At 68.1% G+C, this 24514-nt stretch carries 21 protein-coding genes; 8 read left to right on the top strand and 13 right to left on the bottom strand.

Annotation, left to right across the window (positions count from 1 at the left end; all coding sequences use genetic code 11):
* Positions 1–12: 12 nt before the first annotated feature.
* Both D9R12_RS03110 and D9R12_RS03105 read left to right on the top strand, forming a co-directional pair.
* Entirely contained in the window at positions 13–1011 is a 999-nt protein-coding gene (locus tag D9R12_RS03110) for an XdhC family protein (RefSeq protein WP_122227923.1), read from the top strand.
* The gene (locus D9R12_RS03105; RefSeq protein WP_244919621.1) at positions 1008–1622 is read left to right on the top strand and encodes a nucleotidyltransferase family protein; all 615 of its coding nucleotides are present in this window, start codon (positions 1008–1010) and stop codon (positions 1620–1622) included. The genes D9R12_RS03110 and D9R12_RS03105 overlap by 4 nt, the downstream gene beginning before the upstream one ends.
* 4 nt (positions 1623–1626) lie before the next feature.
* On the opposite strand, the gene D9R12_RS03100 is transcribed toward D9R12_RS03105, so the two are convergent.
* From D9R12_RS03100 to D9R12_RS03080, 5 genes are all read right to left on the bottom strand, one after another.
* Positions 1627–2739 (bottom strand): alpha/beta hydrolase, encoded by a 1113-nt coding sequence (locus tag D9R12_RS03100; protein ID WP_122227917.1) that lies wholly within the window; start codon positions 2737–2739, stop codon positions 1627–1629.
* Positions 2740–2880: 141 nt separating this feature from the next.
* Positions 2881–4188, bottom strand: a complete 1308-nt coding sequence (locus D9R12_RS03095) for an ABC transporter permease (RefSeq protein ID WP_122227914.1) — start codon at positions 4186–4188, stop codon at positions 2881–2883.
* Positions 4189–4200: 12 nt separating this feature from the next.
* Positions 4201–5361 (bottom strand): ABC transporter permease, encoded by a 1161-nt coding sequence (locus tag D9R12_RS03090; RefSeq protein WP_122227911.1) that lies wholly within the window; start codon positions 5359–5361, stop codon positions 4201–4203.
* Between the two features lie 11 nt (positions 5362–5372).
* On the bottom strand, positions 5373–6062 hold the full coding sequence (locus D9R12_RS03085) for an ABC transporter ATP-binding protein (RefSeq protein ID WP_122227908.1): 690 nt from the start codon (positions 6060–6062) through the stop codon (positions 5373–5375).
* Positions 6063–6164: 102 nt separating this feature from the next.
* Positions 6165–7406, bottom strand: coding sequence for an efflux RND transporter periplasmic adaptor subunit (locus D9R12_RS03080; protein ID WP_122227904.1), 1242 nt, complete (start codon positions 7404–7406; stop codon positions 6165–6167).
* A gap of 357 nt (positions 7407–7763) precedes the next feature.
* Between D9R12_RS03080 and D9R12_RS03075 the strand changes: the two genes are divergently transcribed.
* The 3 genes from D9R12_RS03075 (at position 7764) to D9R12_RS03065 (ending at position 11408) form a co-directional block, all read left to right on the top strand.
* A complete protein-coding gene (locus D9R12_RS03075; RefSeq protein WP_122227902.1) occupies positions 7764–8951 on the top strand; it encodes a sensor histidine kinase in 1188 nt (395 codons plus the stop codon).
* Positions 8952–8979: 28 nt separating this feature from the next.
* The gene (locus tag D9R12_RS03070) at positions 8980–9582 is read left to right on the top strand and encodes a response regulator transcription factor (RefSeq protein WP_122228769.1); all 603 of its coding nucleotides are present in this window, start codon (positions 8980–8982) and stop codon (positions 9580–9582) included.
* 98 nt (positions 9583–9680) lie between these two features.
* Positions 9681–11408, top strand: a complete 1728-nt coding sequence (locus D9R12_RS03065; RefSeq protein ID WP_122227899.1) for a sensor domain-containing diguanylate cyclase — start codon at positions 9681–9683, stop codon at positions 11406–11408.
* Here the strand turns inward: D9R12_RS03065 and D9R12_RS03060 are convergent.
* The 7 genes from D9R12_RS03060 to D9R12_RS03025 all read right to left on the bottom strand — a co-directional run bounded on the left by D9R12_RS03060 (position 11396) and on the right by D9R12_RS03025 (position 18439).
* Positions 11396–12769 (bottom strand): leucyl aminopeptidase family protein, encoded by a 1374-nt coding sequence (locus tag D9R12_RS03060; RefSeq protein WP_122227896.1) that lies wholly within the window; start codon positions 12767–12769, stop codon positions 11396–11398. The two genes, D9R12_RS03065 and D9R12_RS03060, sit on opposite strands and share 13 nt — an antisense overlap.
* Positions 12766–13485: an HAD family hydrolase gene (locus D9R12_RS03055; RefSeq protein WP_122227893.1), complete on the bottom strand. Its 720-nt coding sequence runs from the start codon at positions 13483–13485 to the stop codon at positions 12766–12768. Before D9R12_RS03055 ends, D9R12_RS03060 begins: the two co-directional genes overlap by 4 nt.
* Before the next feature lie 800 nt (positions 13486–14285).
* The gene (locus D9R12_RS03045; RefSeq protein WP_122227887.1) at positions 14286–15386 is read right to left on the bottom strand and encodes an AI-2E family transporter; all 1101 of its coding nucleotides are present in this window, start codon (positions 15384–15386) and stop codon (positions 14286–14288) included.
* A gap of 12 nt (positions 15387–15398) precedes the next feature.
* Positions 15399–15977 carry a hypothetical protein gene (locus D9R12_RS15865; RefSeq protein WP_210538923.1) on the bottom strand — a complete coding sequence of 193 codons (579 nt, stop codon included), beginning with the start codon at positions 15975–15977 and terminating at the stop codon, positions 15399–15401.
* Positions 15974–16468, bottom strand: coding sequence for a phage holin family protein (locus tag D9R12_RS03035; protein ID WP_122227884.1), 495 nt, complete (start codon positions 16466–16468; stop codon positions 15974–15976). The genes D9R12_RS15865 and D9R12_RS03035 overlap by 4 nt, the downstream gene beginning before the upstream one ends.
* 24 nt (positions 16469–16492) lie before the next feature.
* Complete coding sequence (locus tag D9R12_RS03030) at positions 16493–16858, bottom strand: ElaB/YgaM/YqjD family protein (RefSeq protein ID WP_122227881.1); 366 nt, start codon at positions 16856–16858, stop codon at positions 16493–16495.
* 102 nt (positions 16859–16960) lie between these two features.
* Entirely contained in the window at positions 16961–18439 is a 1479-nt protein-coding gene (locus D9R12_RS03025) for a Do family serine endopeptidase (RefSeq protein ID WP_122228767.1), read from the bottom strand.
* A 518-nt stretch (positions 18440–18957) separates the two neighbouring features.
* On the opposite strand from D9R12_RS03025, the gene D9R12_RS03020 reads away from it, so the two are divergent.
* The 3 genes from D9R12_RS03020 to D9R12_RS03010 all read left to right on the top strand — a co-directional run bounded on the left by D9R12_RS03020 (position 18958) and on the right by D9R12_RS03010 (position 23199).
* Complete coding sequence (locus D9R12_RS03020) at positions 18958–21111, top strand: adenosylcobalamin-dependent ribonucleoside-diphosphate reductase (RefSeq protein WP_014161610.1); 2154 nt, start codon at positions 18958–18960, stop codon at positions 21109–21111.
* A 64-nt stretch (positions 21112–21175) separates the two neighbouring features.
* Entirely contained in the window at positions 21176–22045 is an 870-nt protein-coding gene (locus D9R12_RS03015; RefSeq protein WP_122227878.1) for a TSCPD domain-containing protein, read from the top strand.
* 83 nt (positions 22046–22128) lie between these two features.
* Positions 22129–23199 carry a ParA family protein gene (locus D9R12_RS03010; RefSeq protein ID WP_122227876.1) on the top strand — a complete coding sequence of 357 codons (1071 nt, stop codon included), beginning with the start codon at positions 22129–22131 and terminating at the stop codon, positions 23197–23199.
* Between the two features lie 287 nt (positions 23200–23486).
* Here D9R12_RS03010 and D9R12_RS15675 read toward each other — a convergent pair whose 3' ends face one another.
* A complete protein-coding gene (locus D9R12_RS15675) occupies positions 23487–24266 on the bottom strand; it encodes an SDR family NAD(P)-dependent oxidoreductase (RefSeq protein WP_170159119.1) in 780 nt (259 codons plus the stop codon).
* Positions 24267–24514 lie beyond the last annotated feature (248 nt).

Below are 24514 nucleotides of genomic sequence, written 5' to 3'. Positions count from 1 at the left end.
CATCATCGGCCCATGCAAGACGATCTGGCCCCCACGCTGGCGCAGGCCGAGGTCCATCGCGGTGTCATGGACGCCAGCGCGGGCGCGGTCCACGCCCACGCCGCCCTGGCGCTGGTGGTCCAGACCGAGGGCTCGACCTACGTGCGCAGCGGCGCGATGGCGCTGTTCGACGGGCCCGATGCCCAGGTCGGCTGGCTCAGCGGCGGTTGCCTGGAGCCGGAGATCGAAGTGCGGGCCCTGGCCGCCGCGCGTGCCGGCCAGCTGGACTGGATGGAGGTGGACACCCGCGACGACGAGGATCTGCTGTCTGGTTCGGCCGTGGGCTGCCGGGGGCGACTGGTCCTGGCGCTGCTGCCGCTCGCGCGGCTGCCCGGCTGGGACCAGGCGGTGCGTGCGTGGCGAAGCGGTGTGGACCTGACCCTGACCTTGCAGCGCCTGGGCCAGGGCGCGCTGGCGCTGGCCCTGGGCGATCGGCAGTGGAAGCTGCCGGCCACCGCTGCGCCTGCCGGCCTGCCGCCCACCATCACCCTGCTGTTCAAGGCGCCGCCGAAGGTGGTGCTGTTCGGCGCCGGTCCCGAGCTGGCACACCTGTTGCCGCTGCTGCGCGATGGCGGCTGGATGACCACCCTGGTGGAGCGTCGCCCGCGCTGGTCGCCTTCGCCCCAACGCCCGTTGCCGGCCGACCACTGGCAGGCCACCGCGCCGGCCACCGCGGCGATGCTGCCGGCCCTGGCCGACGCCGATGCGGCGCTGGTCATGCACCACAATTTCGAACTGGACCGTGAGGCGCTGGAAGCGCTGGCGGCCACCGACATCCCCTTCATCGGCCTGCTCGGTCCGCATCGGCGGCGTGAGGACCTGTTCCGCCTGCTGCCGCCGGCGGCCGTCGATGCTCTGGGCAAGCGGCTGCATTCGCCAGTCGGCCTGGACCTGGGCGGCCGTGGCGAACAGGCCATCGCCCTGAGCATCGCCGCGCAATTGCAGGCCTGGCGCCACGGGCGCACGGGGTGAGCGGCCACGTGGCCGTGGTCCTGGCCGCCGGCGGCAGCCGTCGACTGGGCGGACGACCCAAGCAACTGATCGAGCGCGACGGCGAAACCCTGGTGCAGCGCGCGCTGCGCCTGGCGCGCCAGACCGCGCCTGCGCGCCTGCTGCTGGTGGTCGGCGCCCACGCAGACCAGATCGCCGCCGCTGGCCGCGCCGACGACGTGCAGGTGGTGCTCAATGGCCACTGGCGCCAGGGCCTGGGTTCCAGCGTGCGCGCCGCGAGCCAGGCGCTGGCCGTGGACGCCGCCGGAGCCAGCCGCTGCCTGCTGCTGGCCTGCGACCAGCCGGCGCTGCAGCGCGCGCACCTGGAGGCGTTGCTGCACGCCGCCGACGGCGCTGCTTCCGGGTGTGCGGGCAGCGTGCACGGCACGCGCCTGGGGGTGCCGGCGGTGGTGGCGATCGCGCAGCTGCTCACGGCCCGGCCGCAGGGCGATGCGGGCCTGCGCGAGCTGCTCAACGCCCTGCCGCCCGCGCAGGTCGGGCGGGTGCAGGCGCCCGAGCTGGCATTGGACCTGGATACCCCGGCGGACCTGGCCGATGCCGCGCGCCGCGGCTGGATCGACCCGCCAATCTGAGCCGCTAACGCGCGGCGGCGACCAGCGGCGCGTGCGGCTGCGGCGTCAGCGCGCGCGCGGCCGGGCAGGTGGCACCGGCTGTGGCGGTTTCGGCGAACCACTGCTCCACGCTCGGCCCCAGCCGCTCCAGCCGCATCGGCAGGCTCAGGTGGGTTTCGCCGGGCACTTCCAGGTAGGCATCGCGCGGTGCGGCCGCGGCCAGCATGCGGCCATGCGCGACCGGGATATGGCGATCGTTGCTGCCATGGACCAGCAGCACGCACGCCGGGGTGGTGCGCAGGGCTGCAGCCACGTCGACCTGGTCCAGGTTGAGCCCCAGCTGCGCGTCGGCCGCGGCGATCACCGCGTCCAGGTTCTGGCGGCCATAGGTGGCCTGCGCGATCAGGGTCGCGGCCGCGCTCTTCCAGGTGTCCGGCGGGCTTGAGAGCATGTGCGGGACCATGTCGCGGATGGCGCGGCCGGCGTTGTCGAAGGACTCCATCGCCACCACCCCGGCGACCTGCTGGCCCAGCTCGTGCGCGGCGAAGATCGCCGTGGCCGCGCCATAGGACACGCCGAACAGGTACAGCGGCCCGGCGATCTCGCCGCGGGCGCGCAGTTCGCCCACCACCTGCGCCACGTCCTGGCCTTCGCGCGTGCCGTAGCCGGACCGGCCGCTGCCCGAACGCCCGTGGTTGCGCAGGTCCAGGCTGATGGTGCGGTAGCCGGCCTGGGCCAGCCGCAGCGCCCAGGGCATCAGCGAATCGCCGTCCATCATCCAGCCGTGCAGCAGCACGACCGTGCCGCGCGGCGCCGCGGTCGCCGTGGGCCTGGTGAAGGTCACATCGAAGGCCACCTGCTGCAGCGCCGTGCCGTCCGGGTCGCCGGTGTAGCGGTAGTCCAGCTGGTAATCGCCCGGATCCAGCGCCTGCCAGAAGATCGGCACGCCGCCCTCGCCGGGCAGCCGGCCGCTGCGCGCGGGCAGGCGCGCCATCAACGATTCCACATGCGCGCTGTCCAGCAGCGGCGAGACGCCACCAGGCGCGACCAGTCGGGTGCTCAGCGATGTGGAGGTGGGGGGAATGCAGGCGACCAGCAGCAGGCAGCACACGCAGACCAGCAGGAACAGGCGGGACATCGGCGTTGGGACGAAATGATGCGGCCGCGCAGCCTAGCGCGGGCGCGCCTGGCGGTGCTATCGCACCAGCATGACAACGCGATGACAGCGCCGATGGGCGGAAGGACCCAAGGCGCCTTTCGCCCAGCGGCGGCGCAGGCCTTACACCTCGCGCAGGGCCACGGTGATCGGCAGGCGCGCGGCGCGCAGGGCCGGGAACAGGCCGCCGACCAGGCCGATCCCCAGCGCCCACTTCAGGCCGCTCCACAGCAGTTCCGGCGAGACCCTGAACTGGAACACCACCTGGCTGAAGTTGGCGCCCAGCGTGGACACGGCGTAGTTGTTGAACACCGCCCAGGCGATCAGCCCGCCCAGCACCCCGCCCAGCAGCGCCAGCAGCATGGTTTCCAGCATCACCGCCACCACCACCGGCAGGCCGCCAAAGCCGATCGCGCGCATGGTGGCGATCTCGCGGGCGCGGGTGGCCACCGCGGCGTACATGGTGTTGAGCGCGCCGAAGACCGCGCCCACCGCCATGATCGCGCCGATCACCGTGCCCAGGATCCGGATGATGGTGGCCAGCTGGCCGGACTGCTTGGCGTAGTAGGCGCGGGTGGTTTCCACGTCCAGCTTGAGCTGCGGGTTTTCGGCCATGGCGGCCTTGAACCGGGCGAAGCCGGCCGTGCCATCGGTGCGCACGGTCAGCGACTGGAAGGCGCGCCGGTTGTAGGTGCTGGCCAGGGTCTCCACGTCGGTCCACAGCTCCGACTCATGCGCATCCCCGGAGGCGAAGGTGCCCACCACTGTCCACTGCTGCTTGCCCAGATCCAGCGTATTGCCGAGCTTGAGCCCGCGGAACTGGCCCTGCGCGCCCTTGCCGACCACCACTTCGCGCAGGCCGGGCCTGAACGGGCGGCCTTGGACGATCTTCACCGACGGATGCACCGCCCAGCCGGCGTCGCCGATGCCGCGGAACTGCACATTGGTGTCGGTGCCGTCGGCCATCGAAGGCAGGTTGACCACCTGCGACAGCTCGGCCGAGATCAGCGGCTTGCCGTCCGCGCCCCTGGCCACGCCGGGCAGGGTGCTGACCAGCGGCACCTGGTTGCGGGTGATGACCGAGTTGGTCTCGGCCTGCGAGCCGCCGCGCAGCACCAGCGCGGTGCTGTCATCGCCGGTGCCGTTGAGGGCGGCCTTGAAGCCTTCGCCCATCGCCAGCATCGCCACCAGCACGCCGACCACCCCGGCGATGCCGACGATGATCACCGACGAGGCGCCCCAGCGCTGCGGCAGGCTGGCGATGCCGATGCGCGCGGCCGCCAGCGCCAGCCGGCCGCTGCGGGTCAGCACCAGCCACAGTGCCAGCACCACCGCCACGGCCAGCACGCCTTGCCAGGGCAGGGCGATCCACGCGCCCAGCGCCGCGATCAGCAGCACGGTGCTCAACAGGTTCCAGAGTCTGGTTTTCATCAGGGCCTCCCCTTAGCGTCCGGCCAGTGCATCGACGATCTTCAGGCGCCGCGCGCGCAGCGCCGGCAGCACGCCGACCACCACGCCGATCACCACCATCAGGCCCAGCCCGATCAGCCAGGTCTGCGCCGGCACGCCGCCGCCGGGCAACATGCCGCCGCTGGCCTTGCCCAGGATCGGCATGACCGCCGAGGCCAGGCCCATGCCGATCAGGCCGCCCAGCACGATCAGCAGCACCGATTCGATCATCACCAGCATCAGCACGGTCCGGTCCTGGAAGCCCAGCGTCTTGAGCGTGGCCAGTTCCGGGATGCGCTCGCGCACCGCCTGGGCCATGGTGTTGCCGGTAAGCAGCAGCAGGGTGAAGAACACCGCGCCCATGATCGCGGTGACGATCAGGCCGATATCGGCGAACTGCTTGACGAAGGCCTGCTGGAACGCCGATTCGGTCTGCGACTTGGTTTCGTGGTCGGAGTTGGCCGACAGCGCGTCGATCGCATTGGCCACGCGCGAGGCGTTGTCCGGGTTGGCCAGCTTGACGGTGAACCAGCTGACCTGGCTCTTGATGTAGTCGTTGGACTCATCGAAGTACTTCCAGTGCATCATCAGCTGGTTTTCCTCGTTGGCCGCCGCGGCGCGGTCCCTGGAGCGAAAGATCCCGGAGACCTGCAGCGGCCAGTCATTGCTGCCGCCGCGCGGGAAGATGGTGGCCTGCAGCGGAATGGTGTCGCCGACCTTCCAGCCGAATTTCCTGGCCAGGCTCTCACCGACGATCGCGCCGGTCTGGTTGTCGGCGAAGGCCTTGCGCTGGTTCGCCGGTAATTCGTAGTTGGTGTAGACGTCGAAGAAGTTCGGCGCGACCGAGAAGTTGGGGAAGAAGTCCTTTGGATCGCGATAGATGCCGCCGAACCACATCGCATAGGTCACATCGCGCACCCCGGCCACGTTGCGGATCTGCGACTGCAGGCTGACCGGCAGCGACTGGGTGATGGACAGGCGCGAGGCCACCACCAGCCGGTTGGCCCCATCGACGCTGCCACCGGAGCTGAACGCCACGCGGACCGAATCGAGCATGCCGAACAGCAGGAATGCCGCCACCACCGACAGCAGGGTCAGCGCGGTGCGGGTCTTGCTGCGAAACAGCTGCGCCCAGACGAGCGAGAAGTATTTCATGGCGTGCTCCCTTAGTGGGCCGCTGCTTCGGTGACCAGCTCGCCCTTGTCCAGGTGCACGGTGTGGGTGGCGTATTCGGCCGCCTTGGGATCGTGGGTGACCATGATGATGGTCTTGCCGTGCTCGCGGTTGAGCTGCTGCAGCAGGCCCAGGACGTCCTCGGCCGACTGCCGGTCCAGGTCGCCGGTGGGTTCGTCGCAGATCAGGAAAGTCGGGTCGGACACGATTGCCCGGGCGATTGCCACACGCTGCTGCTGGCCGCCGGAGAGTTCGCTGGGGCGATGGTCGCGACGCTCGGCCAGGCCCACCAGGGTCAGGGCGATCTGCGCGTTGCGCTTGCGGTTGGCCGCGTTGAGGTGGGTCAGCAGCAGCGGCAGCTCCACGTTCTTCTGCGCGGTGAGCATCGGCATCAGGTTGTAGAACTGGAACACGAAGCCGACGTGGTGGCTGCGCCAGGTCGCCAGCTGGGCGCCGCTCATGCGGTCGATGCGCTCGCCCTCGATCTCGATCTGCCCGGAGCTGGGCCAATCCAGGCCGCCGATCAGGTTGAGCAGGGTGGTCTTGCCCGAGCCGGAGGGGCCCATCAGCGCGACGAAATCGCCGCGGGCGATGTCCAGGTCGATGCCGTGCAGCACTTTGACCTGCTCCGGGCCGCGCTGGTAGGTCTTGGTGATGTTGCGCAGGGTGACGAGGGTGGACATGGGCGTGGTCTCTCTGGGCTGGTTTATAGCCCTCCCCTGCGCGCAGGGGAGGGTTGGGAGGGGTGCTCGTGCCTTGCTCTTCTCATGTCCGATCGCACTGGCTCACTTGGCCTCGCTGCCGGCTTCGATCACCCGGGTGCCTTCCTTCAGTTCCGGTGTCGGATCCAGCACCACCGTCTCGCCGGCGCTCAGGCCGCTCAGCACCTGGCGGTCCTGGGCCAGGGCGATGCCGGGCTGGATGGCGCGCTGGTGCACGGTGTTGTCGTCGCTGACGGCGAAGGCCACCGGCTTGCCGTCGCGCTCGGTGATGGCCGCGTTGGGCACGCGCACGCCCTTGGGCTGCTGCGCCTGGGTGGGTGGTTCCTTCTCCAGGAAGCTCACCCGCACGCCCATGTCCGGGACGATGCGCGGGTCCTTGAGCTTGAGCGCGATGCGCACCTTGACCGTGGCCTTGCCGCGGTCGGCGGCGGGGATGATGGCAATCACCTCGGCCGGGATCTTCCAGTCCGGGTAGGCGTTGAGGGTGGCCTGCACCGGCATCTTCGGCTGCACCCGGCCGATGTAGGCCTCGCCGACATCCACTTCCACTTCCAGCGAATCCATGTCGACGATGGTGCCAATGCCGGTGCGGGTGAAGCCGCCGCCGGCCGACAGCGGCGAGACGATCTCGCCGGGCTGGGCGGACTTGGCGGTGACGATCCCGGCGAACGGCGCGCGCACCACGGTGTAGTCCCTGCTGATGCCGGAGATCCTCAGCTGGTCGCGGGCGACCTGCACGTTGCGGCGCGCGGTTTCCAGCTGCGCGCGCAGCGCGTCGCGGTCGGCCACCTGCTGGTCGTACTGCGAGCGCGAGACCAACTGCTGGGCCACCAGCGTGTCCAGGCGCCCGGCCTCGGCTTCGGCCCGGGTCAGCTGGGCCTGCACGTTGTTGACCTGGCTCTGCGCCGAGGCCAGCTGCGACTGCGACAGGCTGCGCTCGGCATCGGCACTGATCGGATCCAGCCGCGCCAGCACCTGGCCCTGCTCGACCCGCTGGCCTTCCTCGATCATCACTTCCTCCACCCGGCCGGTGATCTGCGCCGACACCGTGGCGATGCGCCGGGCGACCACGTAGCCGGTTGCATCCAGCACCGAGGCGCTGGCGCCGGCACTGTCCATCGACACCACCGGCGCGGTGCGCACTTCCACTGGCCTGGCCCGGCCCAGGAGCAACCAGGCGCCGCCGGCCAGCGCCAGCAGCACGATCACGGCCAGCACGATCCACAGCCAGCGCCGCTGCGGCGCCGGCGGCGGGGCCTTGCGGTCGATACGCAGTTCCTTGAGCAGTTCGGCAGAGGCGTTCATGGATCCATCAGTGGCGTCGTCGGGCCGCAAGTGTGACCAACCCGGTGCTTGGCACCAAGCCGGCGGAAGTCCCCAGCAAAGTCGGGCCGCGCCTTCGGTGGGCCGCAGCATGGGCTGGCAGGGCGCGCGCAGCCAGTGACAGCTGTCACCTGCATGGCCTGATGACGGCCACTGCCGCAGTGCCTTTCCCACGTGCAGGCTGAGCGCACTCGCCGGTGATGGCAGAGACCTCCCCATGCAATCGACCTTTTCCCCGGCCGTGCCTGCGCGGACCTGCATGCGCCTGGCGCGCCGGGGTGCTGGCCCATCGCCTGATCCGAGGTGGCAAGATCATGGCGTGAACAAGGATCTGCCGACATGAGGTTGTCCCTGCCCGCATGGTTGCGCCCTGCGCCCGGTTCGGAGGCCGCCGAGCGCCTGCGACAGGGCAAGTCGCCCTGGACCGAGGCGGTGCACCTGGTGTGGTCGGTGTGGGTGTTCGTGGTGCCGGTGTTCACTCCGCAGGGCTACGACCGCACCTGGCTGCTGTGGACGCTGGCGTCCTATCCGCTGTTCGTGCTGCTGTACGCGCGGACCATGCTGGCGCCACGGCACCTGGCAAACCGCTACGCGCTGGGCATGATCGTGTTGGCCACCGCGCTGCTGCCGGTGTTTCCGTCCGGCATCAGCTACTTCGCGTTCGGCTGCCTGACCCTACGTACCGAAGGTCGCCACGCACTGCGGCGCTACCTGCTGTGGCTGCTGGCCTTGAACGCGGCGTTCCTGGGTTTCTCGCTGGCCCTGGGCTATCCGTGGCAGATGCTGGTCTGGCTGCCGGTCTCGACCCTGGGCACCGGCCTGGCCATCGCGGTGCAGCGGTTGAACCGGCACAAGGACGCCGCCCTGCGCCTGAGCCACGACGAAGTCCGGCGCCTGGCGGCGGTAGCCGAACGCGAACGCATCGGCCGCGACCTGCACGACCTGCTCGGCCATACGCTGTCGCTGGTGGCGTTGAAATCCGATCTGGCCCGGCGGCTGGTCGAGCGCGATCCGGCCGCCGCGCATCGCGAAATGGACGAGGTCAGCCGCGTCGCGCGCCAGGCGCTGGCGCAGGTGCGGCGCGCGGTCAGCGGGATCCGTTCGGCGCAGCTGGCCGCCGAGCTGGCAGCGGGCAAGCTGCTGCTGGAAACCGACGGTATCGCGCTGCATTACCGGGTCGATGACGTGCCGCTGCCGCCGGCGGTGGAAACCGCCTTCGCCCTGATCCTGCGCGAGGCCATCACCAACGTGCAGCGGCACGCGCGGGCCCGCCAGGTGCACGTGCAGGTCAGCGCCGACGCCGAGGCGCTGCAGCTGCGCATCGACGACGATGGGCGCGGCGGTGATCTGGTGCCTGGCAATGGCCTGGAGGGCATGCGCGCACGGCTGCAGGCGGTGGACGGCGTGCTGCAGCTGGACTCGGCGCGTGGTCGCGGCACCAGCGTGATCGCAAGCGCGCCGTGGCCGGCCTGCCTCGACCAGGCCGATGCACTTGCAGCGCTCGCGGCGCCGGCCGCACTGGAATGATCGCCATGACCACTGCACTGGGCTGCCCGTGATCCGGGTCCTGCTGGCCGAAGACCAGGCCATGGTCCGCGGCGCGCTGGCCGCGCTGCTGGGCCTGGAGGAGGACATCGACGTGCTCGGCGCGGCGGCCGATGGCGAAGCGGCCTGGCGCGAGCTGCAGTGGCTGCGGCCGGACGTGCTGGTCACCGACATCGAGATGCCCGGCCTGTCCGGGCTGGAACTGGCCCAGCGCGTGCAGCGCCAGCAACTGCCCACCCGGGTGGTGATCGTGACCACCTTCGCCCGGCCCGGGTTCCTGCGCCGGGCGCTGGAGGCCGGCGTGGCCGGCTACCTGCTCAAGGACGCGCCGCCCGAACACCTGGCCCAGGCGCTGCGCAGCGTGTACCGCGGCGGCCGCGCGATCGCCCCGGAACTGGCCCTGGAGGCCTGGTCCGAACCGGATCCACTCAACGAACGCGAGCGCCAGGTCCTGCGCCTGGCCGGCGATGGCGCCACCGCGGCGGACATCGCCAGGCAGCTGCACCTGTCGCACGGGACGGTCCGCAACTACCTGTCCGAGGCGATCAGAAAGCTGGGCGTGGGCAACCGGATCGAGGCCCACCGCCTGGCCAGGCAGAAGGGCTGGCTGTAGCCGCGCGGCGGAACCCCCAGGGTCGGGCCCTGCGTTGCTGCGGCGTGCCTGGTCCGGCAAGACGCTACCATGGCACACAGATTGCATTGATGTTACCCATGCTCACCACACGACGCATCGCCAACCAGATCGGCCCGCTGCTTGCGGCGCTGATCTTCGTCGCCATTGGCGTCGGCGTCCTGCAGGGCACCGACCGCTTCGCCACCGATGCGCGCTGGGTGTCGCACACCAACGAGGTGATTGCCAGGATCGACGAGATCGAGGCGCGCCTGCGCGATGCCGAATCGGCCCAGCGCGGCTACCTGCTGACCGGGCAGGTCGATTACCTGGCCTCCTATCATTCCGGCAAGACCCAGCTGCCGGAGCTGTTTGCCCAACTGGACAACCTGGTCCGGGACAACCCCGGCCAGAAGCAGCGCATCGTGCAGCTGCGAACGCTGATCGACCATCGCCTGCGCCAGACTGACAACACGGTCCGTATCTACCAGGTGCAAGGCCTGGCCGCCGCGCAGGCGGCGATCGGCACCGATGCGCGCATCACCTCCGATGCCATTCGTCGCCAGGCGCGGCTGATGGGCGATGCCGAGCGGGCGCTGCTGGTCCAGCGCGCCGCCTCCAGCGACCGCAGCGCGATCCTGCTCAAGGCGCTGGCGGTGGCCGGCATCCCGTTCGGCATCGCCGTGATCGCCATGGTCTACGTGCTGATGCTGCGCGAGATCCGCGGGCGCAGCGCCGCCGAGCGCCAGACCCTGGCCGCCAACGCGCGCCTGCAAGCCTCGGTGGCCGAGCTGGAGCACACCGGCGCGGACCTGCGCGAGCTGAGCCATTTCGCCAGCATGCTGCAGAGCTGCGTGCAGGCCGAGGAAGCGCTGACCCTGACCACCCAGCTGATGCAGCGCCTGCTGCCCGGCACCGGCGGCAGCGTGTACCGGATCCGCGCCTCGAACGACTACGCCGAGGCCATGGCGCACTGGGGCGTGGCGGCGGTGCGCAGCGCGCAGCTGCTGCCGCCGGACCAGTGCTGGGCGCTGCGCCGTGGCAAGCCGCAACTGGTGCACGGGCCGGGCGAGGCGGTGCGTTGCCGTCATCTCGAAAGCGACAGCGGGGCCACCGCGTGCATTCCGCTCAACGCGCAGGGTCACCAGCTGGGTTTTTTGTATGTGTCGGCGCCCGATGACGGGTTCCTGGCGCGCGTGCAGCTGATCGAGACCGCCGCCGAGCAGCTGGCCATGGCCCTGTCCAACCTGCAGCTGCAGGAGCGCCTGCGCATCCAGTCCATCCGCGAGCCGCTGACCGGGCTGTTCAACCGCCGCTATCTGGAAGAGTCGCTGGCGCGCGAACTGTCGCGCTGCGAACGCCGCGGCCTGCCGCTGGCGCTGATGATGCTGGATCTGGACCACTTCAAGCGCTTCAACGACACCCACGGCCATCCCGGCGGCGATGCGTTGCTGGCCGGCCTGGGCAAGCTGCTGCAGGGCCTGTCGCGCCCGGAAGACATCGCCTGCCGCTATGGCGGTGAGGAGTTCACCCTGATCCTGCCCGAAGCCACCGCCGAACTGGCCCTGCAACGGGCCGAACAGATCCGCGCCGCGGTCCAGGCCATGCGCGTCCAGCATCTTGGCAAGGACCTGCCGCCGGTCACCGTGTCGATCGGCGTGGCGGTGGCCCCGCATGACGGGACCGATCCGGAATCGCTGGTGGGCCACGCCGACCGCGCCCTGTACCGGGCCAAGGCGCGCGGCCGCAACCGGGTCGAAAGCGGCCACGCCGTGCACGCGCTGCCGGGCGCGCAGCGGCATGGCCGCGGCGCCGATCAGCCGGGATAGCGGCTGCGCAGCATCTGAAAGGCCGCGCGCAGCGCCATCGCCTCGCCACCGGCCGGACGGCCCGGGCGATCGCTGTCGTTCCAGGCGTACACGTCCAGGTGCGCCCACCGCGTGCCGGCCGGCACGAAGCGCTCTAGGTACAGCGCGGCGGTGATCGCCCCGGCCATGCGCGAGCCGGAGTTGGCCAGGTCGGCCACCGTGCTGGTCAGGTAGCGCAGGTACGGGCGCCAGAGCGGCAGCCGCCACAGCGGGTCGCGGGTGCGTTCGCCGGCCTCCAGCCAGGCATTGGCCAGCGCGTCGTCATTGGCAAACAGCACCGGCACCTCCGGCCCCAGCGCGATGCGCGCCGCGCCGGTGAGCGTGGCGAAATCCAGCAGCACCTCGGGTGCATCCTCGCCGGCGTAGGCCAGCGCATCGCCCAGGACCACCCGGCCTTCGGCGTCGGTGTTGTCGATCTCCACGCTCACCCCGCTGCGGGTGGCGATCACCTCGCCCGGGCGGAACGCATCCGGGCCGATCGCGTTTTCCACCGCCGGCACCAGCAGGGTCAGGCGCACCGGCAGCCTCTGGCGCATGACCAGCTCGGCCAGCGCGATCGCATGCGCCGCCCCGCCCATGTCCTTTTTCATGTTGCGCATGCCGTCGGCCGGCTTGAGGTCCAGCCCGCCGCTGTCGAAGCACACGCCCTTGCCCACCAGCGACACCTTCGGCGCATCCTGCGCGCCCCAGCGCAGCGCAATCAGGCGCGGCGCCCGGTGCGAAGCGCGGCCCACGGCGTGGATGGCGGGGAAGTTGTGTTCAAGCAGCGCATCGCCTGCAAACACCTCGACCTGCGCGCCGTGGTCGTCGCCGATCTGCCGGACCACCGCTTCCAGCTCGGCCGGGCCCAGGTGTTCGGCCGGCGTGTTGACCAGGTCGCGCACGCGCAGGCAGGCGTCCAGCAGTGCCGAAGCCTGGGCATCTGCCGCCTCCAGCAGCAGCCGGGCCGGCGCACGCGAGGGCGTCTTGTAGCGGTCGAAGCGGTATGCGCCCAGGCCCCAGCCCAGCTGCAGTGCGGCGCGCGCCTCGGCCGACAACCCGCCTTCGGCGCGCCAGCTGGTGCCGGCGGGCAGGCCGGTCGGCGCGTGGCCGTAGCTGAGCGGATCGGCCGCATCGCCGATGCCGATCAGCGCCCCGGCGATCCCCTCATCGCCGGGCAGCAGCACCAGCGAACCGGGCGTGGCCGCAAAGCCCTGCGCCTGCAGCCACGCACGCACCGGCGCCGGCTGCTGCGCGCTCCAGTCGGCGAACTGTTCGCGCTGCAGCACGTGCAAGGGCCGGGTGCTGGCATCGGCGGTGTCGAGAAAGGCGGGCAGGTTCATGCGGCAGCGGTGTCCTTGGTGTCCAGGTGCGTGTCCAGCCAGTCGGCCAGGGCCGTGAGGTCGGCAAATTCCAGGTCCGGCCGGGTCTGGTCCAGCGGCCAGGTCAGGCCCTGGCGATTGAGCCAGCAGGCGCGCAGGCCCGCGCCCATCGCACCGGCCGCATCCATCAGCGGATGGTCGCCCACGTGCAGCACCTGCGCCGGTGGCAGTGCCAGGCGCGCGCAGGCGGCGTGGAAGATGCTGGCCTGCGGCTTGGCCGCGCCGTGTTCGCGCGCACCGAGCTGGAACACGAAGTGCGCATCCAGCCCGCAGCGCGCCAGATCGGCATTGCCGTTGGTCAGCGCTGCCACCGGCACGCGCGCGGCGATCCGGGTCAGCGCGTCGAGCGCGTCGGGATAGCATTCGACCTTGTTGCGTTCGGCATGGAAGATCTCCAGCGCCGGATCGAGCAGCGCCAGGTCTGCGCCGCTCTCACGCAGGGCGTGTTCCAGGGTCAGCCTGCGCAACGCGGAGAGGTCATGGACCAGGTGCGGGTTGGCGGCGAAGGCCTGCTCGCGCAGGGTGCGCATGACGGCGATCGGAAACCGCGCCGCGGTGGCCGGGCTGTGCTGTTCCAGCCAGGCATGGATCTTCTGTTCGATCCGGGCGCCGATCGGCGCGAACGGCCACAGGGTGTCATCCAGGTCCAGGGTGACGGCGCGGATGTCGAAATTCATCCGGGTATTTTAGCGCGCCTGCCCGAACCGGGCTTCCGCCGTTGCCGTTGCCGTTGCCGTTGCCGTTGCTGTTGGCTTGGCTGTTGGTGTTGCCTTGGCTGTGGCTGTGGCTGTGGCTCTGGCTCTGGCTCTGGCTGTGGCTGTGGCTGTGGCTCTGGCTCTGGCTCTGGCTCTGGCTTTGCTTTCGCTTTCCTGTCTGAGCCGTAAAGCGAGCCGAGCATCGCAGGAAGTCCGGGCCGAAGAGGCGCCCTTGTCTGAGCGTAGCGAGTTTGGGCGCCGTGCCCGGACTTCCGAGAAGCGCAGGGGACCGCCGCGCAGCGGCGGATCGCGTCCGGCGAGTAGCGGTTTTGCTTCCTTTTGCCAAGACAAAAGGAAGTCGCGCTGCAAGCGCGAAAGCCTTGCTTTTGATTCAAGATTTTCTTGGCTGGACCAATGGATCACAGGCAGGATCAAGAGCTTTCACGTCGCTTCGCGACGCGAGCTACTTTTGTCGCGGCAAAAGTAGCCAAAACCGCTTCTCGCCGGACGCACGCCGATGCTGCGCATCGGTCCCCTGCGCTCCTCGCCTGCTCGGGCACGGCGCGGGAACTCGCTGCGCTCAGACACCCGCGCCTCTTCGGCCCGATCAGGCTCCGGTGCTCGGCGTGCTTTACGGCTCGGTCAGAGGGGCAAAGGCAAAAAGCCACTGCAACCGCAACAGCGCAAGCAACCGCAATTGCAACAGCGTAAGCGACAGCGACAGCACAAGCACAAGCACAGCAACAGCAACAGCACAAGCGAAGCGAGTGCACAGCGATGGATCACTCCATCAACCGCGCCCAGCCCTCCATCCCCTGCACCTGCGCCAGGATCAGCTTGATGCACACCAGCATCGGCACTGCCAGCAGCAACCCGATGATCCCCCACAGCGAGCCGAACACCATCAGCGCCAGGATCAGGATCAGTGGCGAGAGCCGCATCTGCCGGCCCAGGATGATCGGGGTCACCACCTGGCCTTCGAGGGTGTGCAGGCCCAGGTAGAGCGCCGCCGGCAGCAGTGGCTTGAATCCGTCGTCGAAAGCGGTCAGGCCGACCACCAGCATCATCACCATGCCGATCAGCGGGCCCACGTACGGGGCGAAGTTCAGCAGCGCCACCACCGTGCCCCACAGCAGCGCGTCGGCCAGCGGGAAGGCCAGCAGGAACAGCGCCCCGGCGAACAGCAGCCCCACCAGCACGTTGATGCTGCTGATGGTCAGCACGTAGCGCGAAACCGAGCGCTCGATTGATTGCAGGATGCCGACGGTGAGCTTCTGCTGCTGCCGGCGCGGCAGCAGGGCGATGGCGTGCCGCTGCAGCGTGGCCCCATAGACCATGAAGAAGAACGTCAGCAGCACCACCGCCAGCACCGAGGCGACCATGCGCGGGGTGGTGGTCAGCGCGCGGAACGGATCGTCGGCCGTGCGCATGGCCTGCGGCCGGCGCCCGGTATCGCCGGCGGCGGCGCGGGCGAAGTTCTCCGCGGCCTCGTTGGCGTCATGGACCGGCTTGGTCAGCGCACGCAGCTTGGGCGCCAGCTGGCGCAGCTCGCGCGGCGCGGCCTTGGCCCAGGCCGCGGCCGGTGGCACCAGCTGGTAGGTCAGCGTGGCAGCGGCCGCCAATCCAAGGACCAGGACCAGCGCCGCGCCCAGGAAGCGCGGCAGGTGGAATTTCTGCAGGCCACGGATCAGCGGATTGCCCACCAGCGCCAGGAAACCGGCCAGCAGCACCGGCAGGATCACCGCCTGCGCCGCCCACAGGGTGTAGCCGCAGGCCAGCAAGGCCAGGATCACCAGCGACAACGGTCCGCGCGGACGCGGCGCGATCGGCGCGACCGCAGCGGCGTCCGGTGCGGCGGACAGGTCAGGAACCGGCTGGCTCATGGAAACAGCGTCTCAGCGTTCGGAAACGTCGGTTGCTGCCTCGGCCGGGCGTGGCGGATGCGCCGCCCAGGGTTCGGTTTCGCCGCGCGCTTCCGAAGCGCGCGGATAGGATGACCCGTGTGGGCCGTGGCCGCCATCGCCGGCGGTGGCCATCCCGGCCGCCCGCGCGGTGGCGGCATGGCGCGCGGCCTGTGCGGCGTCGTGATCTTCGGTCGTGCCGGCAGCCTCGCGCGCCGCAGCCGCGGCTTGGTGGGTGGCCCCGGCAGCGGCCTGGGCGCTGTCAGCGGCCTGGTCGGCTTTATCCGCGGCCTGATCGGCCTGCCATGCGGCCACGGCCGCCTGCAGCGAGGTGAACATGCCCGACACCGTGCTGACCACACGCAGCCACTTGGTCGCGCCGATGGCATGGGTCGGCCGGGTCCGACCGACCACCAAGCCCAGTCCCAAGCCGATGGCGACGATGCGCCACGGGGTCCAGCCCTGCTTCCAGTGGCGGACCAGTGCGCCGGCGTGTTCGACGGTCTGCTGGCGACGGCCTTCGACCAGCATTTCGGCCCGACCCACCCGATGCTGGAGTTGCTGGAACTTCATCGGTCCGCACCCTCGGCCAATGGCGCCGGCGTCGGTGCCGTTGGCATGTCCGGTTCGGCGGCCTCTTCCTCTTCGCCAAACCCCATCGCCTTGAGCTGGCGGCGAGTGGCTTCCATCCGGGTGAACTCGAAATAGTGCAGCGTGCGCCATACGCCGAGCGCAGTGATGGCCAGGCTCAGGCCGGCAGCGACGGACAGCGAGGACAGCCAGGACAGGCCGACCACCCGTTGCAGCAGCGCGATCAGCGCGCCCATCAGCAGTAGCCAACTGGAAACCCCAAACACGGCCGCCACCGACAGCCACACCATCGCCCGAGCCAGGGCCCCGCGGGCCAGCGCGAAGTCGGCCACCATGAGCATGCGCAGGGCACGCGCAGTGGCAACGGCCGAAGCAAACCCGTCCTTGCCGCTCTTGCCAACCCGGCGCAGGCTTTCTTCCAGCGATGGCGGCGGCTCCGGCGTGGGCCGGTCGGTGTTGGCGTCGTCGCGCACGCGTTGCCCCGCGCAGACTGCGGCTTATTCGCCGCTGCTGCGGCCCAGCTTGGCGATCACCCAGCCGGCTGCCAGGGCGATGCCGAAGGAGGCCAGCGGGCGCTCGCGGATCAGCTCGGCGGCGCTGTCGATCAGGTCGCGGCCCTTGTCCATCAGCGCATCCATCTGCTCACGGGCGGCCTCGCTACCGAGCTCGGCGGCACTCCTGCCGGCCTGGACGCTCTCGGACAGCTCCGATTTGACCTGGGCCCTGCCGGCCTTGAGCTCTTCGCCGGCCACGCCTGCGGCGCCGCGTACGGCCTCGGTGGCGGCGGTCGCAGCCGATTTCAGGTGGTCACCCGCCTCACCCAGGGTGCTCTTCAGGTTGTCTGCAGCAGTTGGCATGGTCATGGGGTATCTCCTGGGAAATGGATCGATTGGACTGGGCGACCTTATCCCAGGTGGGCATGAACGCCCTGTTAGTTTGCGCGGGCCGATCAGGGCCGAGTCACCTCAGCGCATCAGCAACCGGATCTCGCCGACGCCCTCTCGCCAGATGACCAGCACCAGCTGCGCCGGGCGCTTGCCGAAACTGGAGCGGAAGCCGGCCAGATCGGAGAAGTTGCCGTTGCTGCCGGCAAACACGATGTCGCCCGGGCGCAGCCCGGCGGCCCAGGCGCGGCTGCCGTACCTGACCTCGCCGACCTGCACGCCGCCGGCGGCGCCGTTGGCACGCAGGGTCTGGCGGGTGGCCTCGTCCAGCTCCTCGAAGGTCGCCCCGTCCAGGCGCGGGTCCAGCCCGCCGCCATCCACCTGGCGCAACTGTTCCTTCAGGGTGGCGGTGAGCTTGAGCGGCTTGCCGGCCCGACGCACATCCAGCGTCACCTTGCTGCCCACGCCCTGCAGGCCTTCGAAGTTGTGCAGCGCCGCGCCGCCGTCGATGCGCTGGCCGTTGGCCTGCAGGATCACATCGCCCGGTTGCAGGCCGGCGGCCGCGCCGGCCGAGCCCGGGTACACGCCGGTGACCAGCGCCCCGCGCGGGGCGTCCAGGCCCAGGCCCTCGGCCAGGCGCTCGGTCACGTCCTGGGTGGCCACCCCCAGGGTGCCGCGCCTGACAACACCCTTGTTGGTGTACAGCTGCTCGGCGATGTTGCGCGCCAGGTCGATCGGGATGGCGAAGCCCAGGCCAATGTTGCCCGCCATCGAGCCGGACGGATTGAAACTGGCCGTGTTGATGCCCACCAGCTGGCCCTGCAGGTTGACCAGCGCGCCGCCGGAATTGCCCGGGTTGATCGAGGCATCGGTCTGGATGAAGTTCTGGAAGCTGGCGACCGGGATGCCGGTACGGCCCACCGCCGAGACGATGCCCGAGGTCACGGTCTGCCCCAGCCCGTACGGGTTGCCCACGGCCACCACGAAATCGCCGACCTGCAGCTGCTTGCTGTCGCCCAGCGGGATCTGGGTCAGGTCCTTGGCCGGGATCCGGATCAGGGCCACGTCGGTGTCCGGGTCCGAACCCAGGAATTCGGCTTCGAGCGTGCGCCCGTCGGCCAGGCTGACCGACACCCCGTCGGCGTTCTCGACCACGTGGTGGTTGGTCAGCACCAGGCCGCGCTGGGCGTCGATGATCACCCCCGACCCGAGCGCGCGTTCGACCCGCTCCTGGGGGATGTCCGGGATCCCGAAGAGGCGCCGGAACATCGGGTCGTTGGCAAACGGCCCCAGCGGACTGGCCACGCGCACGGTCCGGCGGCTGTAGACGCTGACCACCGCCGGGGTGACGCGCTTGAGCATTGGCGCCAGCGACGGCACCGGTTGACCGGCCGCAGCCGGCACCGCCGCGCCCGCGGTCGCCGACAGGACTGCGCTGGTGGGCGGCACGTCTTCGCGTGCCTGGGCCGGCTGGTCCAGCCCCTGGAACAGGCCAAGGGCGACAAATCCGCCAAAGGCGGCGGCAGCGGTCAGGGCAAGCAGGGTCGGCAAGGGGCGCATGGCGGGCATCGGGCGATGGGCAAGATCAAGAGAGTAAGTGACCGGCAACCGGTGCGGCACCGCGCCAAACACGCGCGACCGTCGGCGGAACAAAGCTGAACGAGTGTGCTCAAACGTGCCTAAACCCGTGGTGAAACCGGCACCTAGAGCCCCATCTGCGCTCCATCCGCGGGGTCCGGCCGGGTTCCACGCAGAACCGGAAATCCGCTGTTGACAGCGCCCGGGGCCAAGGCTAACTTCGTCCACCTGGCCCCAAGATCTAGCGACGGGGCTGCGTGACGGCCCCAAGCCATAGGGTTTGGCTTGGGAACACAGGCGCCCCAGGGGAACCGGCGCATGCAGCAGGTCGTGATTGCCGGGCCGGTCCCGGGCACACAATCGGCATCACCTTCGCAGCCCCTCACATCCGGCCCGGCGCGCGGCGACCACGCACGCGCCGCCGGCCCGGCAAAACCCACTTTCGCTCCCGTGCCCTTGCGGCGCGGCGGCATCATTTTCACTAGGGAGAGCTTCAACCCATGAGCACGGTGCGCCTTGAGGCGGTCAAGAAAGAAGAACCGGCACGTGTCATTCCGATGCAGCCGGCGTCCCAGGACATCTGGGACAAGAAGTACCGCCTGAAGAGCAAGGCGGGCGTGGCCATCGACGCCGACATCGACGGCACCTACCAGCGCGTGGCCCGGGCCTTGGCCGATGCCGAGCCCACGGCCGAAAAGCGCAGCTACTGGTACGAGCGCTTCCTGTGGGCGCTGCGCCGCGGCGCGATCCCGGCCGGCCGCATCACCTCCAACGCCGGTGCGCTGGAACACAAGCCGGCCACCAGCACGATCAACTGCACCGTCTCGGGCACCATCACCGACTCGATGGACGGCATCCTGGAAAAGGTCCACGAAGCCGGCCTGACCCTCAAGGCCGGCTGCGGCATCGGCTATGAATTCAGCACCCTGCGGCCCAAGGGCGCCTTCGTCGCCGGTGCCGGCGCATACACCTCCGGCCCGATGTCCTTCATGGATATCTTCGACAAGATGTGCTTCACCGTGTCCTCGGCCGGTGGCCGCCGCGGCGCGCAGATGGGCACCTTCGATGTGTCGCACCCGGACGTGAAGGACTTCATCCGCGCCAAGCGCGAGGACGGCCGCCTGCGCCAGTTCAACCTGTCGCTGCTGATCACCGACGGTTTCATGCAAGCGGTCGACAGCGATGCCGAGTGGCCGCTGGTATTCCCGCTGAGCAGGAAGGAGGAAGCCGAGTTCGACCTGACCGACCCGGCCAAGGTCGTCTGGCGCGAATGGCCCAATGCCGACCAGTACATCAGCCGCGACGACGGCCTGGTCGCCTGCAAGGTGTACGGGCAGATCCGCGCCCGCCACCTGTGGGACATGATCATGGTCTCCACCTACGACTTCGCCGAGCCGGGCTTCATCCTGATCGACCGGGTCAACGAGATGAACAACAACTGGTGGTGCGAGAACATCCGTGCGACGAATCCTTGCGGCGAGCAGCCCTTGCCGCCGTACGGCGCCTGCCTGCTGGGCTCGGTCAACCTGACCACCTTCGTGCGCGATCCGTTCACCGACCAGGCGCGTTTTGACTGGGAGGAATACAAGGAAGTGGTGCGCGTGTTCACCCGCATGCTCGACAACGTGGTCGAGATCAACGGCCTGCCGCTGGAACAGCAGCGCAACGAGATCCTGCGCAAGCGTCGCCACGGCATGGGCTTCCTCGGCCTGGGCTCGGCCATGACCATGCTGCGCATGAAGTACGGCAGCGCGCCGTCGTGCGCATTCACCGAAGCGGTCGCCCGCGACATGGCCGTGGCCGGCTGGGAAACCGGCCTGGCCCTGGCCCGGGAAAAGGGCGCCGCCCCGATCATGGAAGAGCGCTTCGAGGTGACCGCGGCCATGCTGCGCCAGCGCCCGGAGATGGAAAAGGACGGCTGGCGCATCGGTCAGCAGATCGAAGGCAAGGTGCTGCACGCCAGGTACAGCCGCTACATGCAGCGCATCGCCACCGTGGCTCCGGACCTGGTCGAGGAACTGGCCGAGGTCGGTGCGCGCTTCACCCACCACAGCTCCATCGCCCCGACCGGCACCATCTCGCTGAGCCTGGCCAACAACGCCTCCAACGGCATCGAGCCCAGCTTTGCCCACCACTACAGCCGCAACGTGATCCGCGAAGGCAAGAAGTCCAAGGAAAAGGTCGACGTGTTCTCCTTCGAGCTGCTGGCCTACCGTGAGCTGGTCAACGCCCGCGCCATGCCGTTTGCCGAGGACCCCGACGCCGCACTGCCCGAATACTTCATCGCCGCCGACGACATCCATCCCAAGGAACACGTGGATGTCCAGGCCGCCGCGCAGAAATGGGTCGACAGCTCCATCTCCAAGACCGCCAATGTCCCCACCGACTACCCGTACGAGCAGTTCAAGGACATCTACCGCTACGCCCACCAGCAGGGTCTGAAGGGCTGCACCACCTTCCGCTTCAACCCGGCCGCCTTCCAGGGCGTGCTGGTCAAGGAAGCCGACCTTGAGAACACCACCTATCGCTTCGAGCTGGAGGACGGCTCCTTCGTCGAAGCCAGGGGCAACGAGCAGATCGAATACGACGGCGAGATGCACACCGCCGCCAACCTGTTCGATGCCTTGAAGGAAGGGTATTACGGCAAGTTCTGACAACCCGCGCCGCCGGCCCCTTTCAGTTTCTTCGCATCATCCAAAGCATTCAGGACACCAGGCCATGGCCATCAAGATCGACCAGAAAATCAAGGGCTACGCAGTGCTAAGCCCAGAAGACAAGGCGCGGGATGCCGCGCCCCAGGTGCCTGCCGAGTCGGTCAGCCGCACCGCCGCCGAGGCCGAGCTGCCGAAGGCCGAAGTCATCCAGATGCACGAGCGCATCGAGCGCCCGGACGTGCTGATCGGCAGCACCTACAAGATCAAGTCGCCCATGGTGGAGCACGCCTTCTACGTGACCATCAACGACATCGTGCTCAACGCCGGCACCGAGCACGAGCACCGCCGCCCGTTCGAGATCTTCATCAACTCCAAGTCCATGGAGCACTTCCAGTGGATCGTGGCCCTGACCCGCATCATGTCGGCCGTGTTCCGCAAGGGCGGTGATGTGACCTTCGTGGTCGATGAGATGAAGGCCGTGTTCGACCCGCGCGGCGGCTACTTCAAGGCCGGCGGCGTGTACATGCCCTCGCTGGTGGCCGAGCTGGGCGCCATCGTCGAGGAACACATGAAGTCCATCGGCCTGCTGCACGACCCGGAAATGAGCGACCACACCCGCGCCATGCTGGCCGAAAAGCGCAAGCAGTACGAAGACCGCTCAAAAAAAAACCCTGAAGTAACAGCAGTCCCCGGCAATGCCGCGGCTGCCCCCTCCCTTTCGCGCAGCGAAGGGGAGGGCCGGGGAGGGGTCGCTTCTGCGCCCCCGCCCATCCCCAACAGCACGGCCGACCACGAAGAGGACATCGCCGTCACCGGCGAAGGCGCGAGCTTCCCGCCCAGCGCCACCATGTGCCACAAGTGCAACACCAAGGCCCAGGTGATCATGGACGGGTGTGCGACGTGTCTGAATTGTGGGTATTCGAAGTGTGGGTGAGTACTACCGATAGGATTGGGGCTTCGGGTGTGATGTAGTGATGAGGTCTTTCGTGGTAATCATGAAATTTTTTGGGATGGGTCATGTCGTTAGTTAAAAGCTATGCGGTTTGGAATAACAAGGGCGGCGTAGGAAAAAGTACCATTACCTTTCATGTCGCCTCTCGTTATGCCGAAATTAATCCGGAAAAGAAGGTCTTGGTAATTGATCTTTGTCCGCAGTCGAATGCAAGCATGATGCTTCTCGGCGGTGGAACGAACGGCGAGGACGCAGTCCTTGGTTTGTGCACTCATGCGACGCCGAAGACCGTTGTTGGCTATCTGAGCACAGTGATCTCGGGCGGGTCAGGTGCGGCCTTGCCGAATCCATTCGACTATCTGGTTGATGTGAATTCCCACAATCCAAACATGCCGGAGAACCTGTTTCTGCTTTGCGGCGATGGAAATCTTGAGCCAATGTCACCTGCAATCACTCAGGCGGCCGGCGCTCCGGCACTAACTCCAACCATGCGTCCATGGCTGTGGGTTCACCAAATCTTTCGGAGGTTTATTGAAAGCGTTGTTGCTCAAGATGGTAGCGAGTGGCTTGTCTTGATTGATACAAACCCCAGCTTTGCGATTTATACAGAACTGGCGATGTCGGCTGCAGATAGGTTGGTTACTCCAGTAAACGCGGATGATTCTTCTCGTGTTGCTGCTAATGCAATGTTTATCCTGCTACATGGGCAAGTGCCGCCCCATCCAATTTACGGCTCTTGGACCTTTGCGGCCCAGGCTCATAATCATGGTTTATCAGTTCCAAAGATCCATGTCATTGTCGGGAATCGGCTGACGCAAAATATGGGTCCGGCAACTGCGTTTGAGGCTTTGTCAGATGCAAGTGCGGCTACGTTGTTCAATGCATATCGGGCGCACCCTACATATTTTACAGGTCGAGCCGCTGCTGCGCAGACGGTTGATGAATTTAAGAGGACGTATTCCGTGCCGCTACGAGATTTCAATACCGCTGGGATAGTAGCTGCTCATAAAGGCGTCCCGCTTTCCAGACTCGAAGGTGGGCATCACCAGGTTCACGGGTCTCGCGTGCAGATCAACAACGTTCGAGTGGACGAGTGCTTGGTTGCAGTTGATGCTTTAGTCGCAACCTTAACGTAGTTGAAGGAGTTGTCGAAATAGGTTCAGAGTCTGAGGTATCCCCACGTTTTCATGCCGGCGCGACCATCTGATCGAGCACATGTTCCGGGAGTTCTCGCAGCCGCAGTGGTCGCTCCCAAGCCGGTTCCATGGGGCGACGTCGGCCAGTGCTTCGCGGCGCGCGCAGGTCGGAGTACAGCTTGCGTCGCTGTTCGGGTGGACAGATCCACAGCCCGAACCGGGTGCCTCGCAGCCCGGCCAGCCACCCGCCAAGGCTGGCCGGGGCCCTGAAACGCCAAACAGCGCGCTCAGTGCAGGCTCAAGCCTCCGGAGACGCTGATCGTTTGGCCGGTGACGAAGCTGGCGTCCTCGGAGGCAAGCCAGACCGCGGTGCCTGCCAGATCCTGGGGATGTTCGAGCCTTGGGATGGCCGACACCTTTGCCAGCTCCTCGCTCATCTGCTTGAAGTCGTGCTCCTGAACCGTTTCGCTTTGGGTCAGACCAGGAGAGATTGCATTCACTGTCACGCCGAATCGGCCCACTTCAAAGGCAAGGGCCCTGGTAAGACCCACGACGGCGGCTTTGGAGGTCACATACTGCAGGCCGTTGCCGCGCCCCATGTATACGGTGTCAGAGGAGATATTGATGATGCGGCCCCAGTTCTGCGAACGCATGTCCGGGAAGACCTCACGGGCGCACATCCACATTCCCTTGACGTTGACGGACATGACCTTGTCCCAGTCCGCTTCGTCCAGCTCGTAGAACGGGCGCGCCGCCCGCTCCAGCCCGATGTGCCGCAGCATGATGCCGGCGTTATTGACCAGAATATCGACCTTGCCGAAGCGCTCCCGCGCCTTGCCCACCAGCTCTTTTATCTGGCCGGCATTGGAGACATCGCACACGATCGGCATCACCTGGCGATCTTCGGTTGCAATTTCTTCAGCCGCCTGCCTCAGCACGTCCTCGGACGTACCACAGATGACCACGTTGGCGCCTTCCTGATAAAGGCGCTGTGCAATGGCCTTGCCGATCCCTCGGCCGCCTCCGGTGACAAGGGCGACATGCTCCTTCAATCTCTCACAGCTCATTTTCGATGCTCCTTTCAGTGATATATCTGGAGTCAGATTAAGCCGTACGTGGTTCTTCAGGATGTGAAGCGGATGCCCCACGACCGGGTGATTTCCGCGAGTGCCGCATGTCAAGCCGGTTGTCGCATGATTGATGCGGCTTTTTGAGCTTCGGTCGCTCGTCGCGACGACTGCTTTTCTCTGTCGGGATTCAACGCCACCGCGTGATGCGACGTCGGTTACGGGTTCGAACGCTCCAACGTGTCGGG

Source organism: Pseudoxanthomonas spadix, assembly GCF_003703395.1.
Lineage (GTDB): Bacteria > Pseudomonadota > Gammaproteobacteria > Xanthomonadales > Xanthomonadaceae > Pseudoxanthomonas_A > Pseudoxanthomonas_A spadix.
Note: the sequence above shows the minus strand (reverse complement) of the source record. Positions and strands in the feature narration are given on the sequence as shown.

What these genes read in the sequence shown, in the direction of transcription:
- D9R12_RS03110 (WP_122227923.1), top strand. Translation starts at nt 13, where the DNA reads ATGCAAGACGATCTGGCCCCCACGCTGGCGCAGGCCGAGGTCCATCGC.
- D9R12_RS03100 (WP_122227917.1), bottom strand. Translation starts at nt 2,739, where the DNA reads ATGTCCCGCCTGTTCCTGCTGGTCTGCGTGTGCTGCCTGCTGCTGGTC.
- D9R12_RS03095 (WP_122227914.1), bottom strand. Translation starts at nt 4,188, where the DNA reads ATGAAAACCAGACTCTGGAACCTGTTGAGCACCGTGCTGCTGATCGCG.
- D9R12_RS03090 (WP_122227911.1), bottom strand. Translation starts at nt 5,361, where the DNA reads ATGAAATACTTCTCGCTCGTCTGGGCGCAGCTGTTTCGCAGCAAGACC.
- D9R12_RS03085 (WP_122227908.1), bottom strand. Translation starts at nt 6,062, where the DNA reads ATGTCCACCCTCGTCACCCTGCGCAACATCACCAAGACCTACCAGCGC.
- D9R12_RS03080 (WP_122227904.1), bottom strand. Translation starts at nt 7,406, where the DNA reads ATGAACGCCTCTGCCGAACTGCTCAAGGAACTGCGTATCGACCGCAAG.
- D9R12_RS03075 (WP_122227902.1), top strand. Translation starts at nt 7,764, where the DNA reads ATGAGGTTGTCCCTGCCCGCATGGTTGCGCCCTGCGCCCGGTTCGGAG.
- D9R12_RS03065 (WP_122227899.1), top strand. Translation starts at nt 9,681, where the DNA reads ATGCTCACCACACGACGCATCGCCAACCAGATCGGCCCGCTGCTTGCG.
- D9R12_RS03060 (WP_122227896.1), bottom strand. Translation starts at nt 12,769, where the DNA reads ATGAACCTGCCCGCCTTTCTCGACACCGCCGATGCCAGCACCCGGCCC.
- D9R12_RS03055 (WP_122227893.1), bottom strand. Translation starts at nt 13,485, where the DNA reads ATGAATTTCGACATCCGCGCCGTCACCCTGGACCTGGATGACACCCTG.
- D9R12_RS03045 (WP_122227887.1), bottom strand. Translation starts at nt 15,386, where the DNA reads ATGAGCCAGCCGGTTCCTGACCTGTCCGCCGCACCGGACGCCGCTGCG.
- D9R12_RS15865 (WP_210538923.1), bottom strand. Translation starts at nt 15,977, where the DNA reads ATGAAGTTCCAGCAACTCCAGCATCGGGTGGGTCGGGCCGAAATGCTG.
- D9R12_RS03030 (WP_122227881.1), bottom strand. Translation starts at nt 16,858, where the DNA reads ATGACCATGCCAACTGCTGCAGACAACCTGAAGAGCACCCTGGGTGAG.
- D9R12_RS03025 (WP_122228767.1), bottom strand. Translation starts at nt 18,439, where the DNA reads ATGCGCCCCTTGCCGACCCTGCTTGCCCTGACCGCTGCCGCCGCCTTT.
- D9R12_RS03020 (WP_014161610.1), top strand. Translation starts at nt 18,958, where the DNA reads ATGAGCACGGTGCGCCTTGAGGCGGTCAAGAAAGAAGAACCGGCACGT.
- D9R12_RS03015 (WP_122227878.1), top strand. Translation starts at nt 21,176, where the DNA reads ATGGCCATCAAGATCGACCAGAAAATCAAGGGCTACGCAGTGCTAAGC.
- D9R12_RS03010 (WP_122227876.1), top strand. Translation starts at nt 22,129, where the DNA reads ATGTCGTTAGTTAAAAGCTATGCGGTTTGGAATAACAAGGGCGGCGTA.
- D9R12_RS15675 (WP_170159119.1), bottom strand. Translation starts at nt 24,266, where the DNA reads ATGAGCTGTGAGAGATTGAAGGAGCATGTCGCCCTTGTCACCGGAGGC.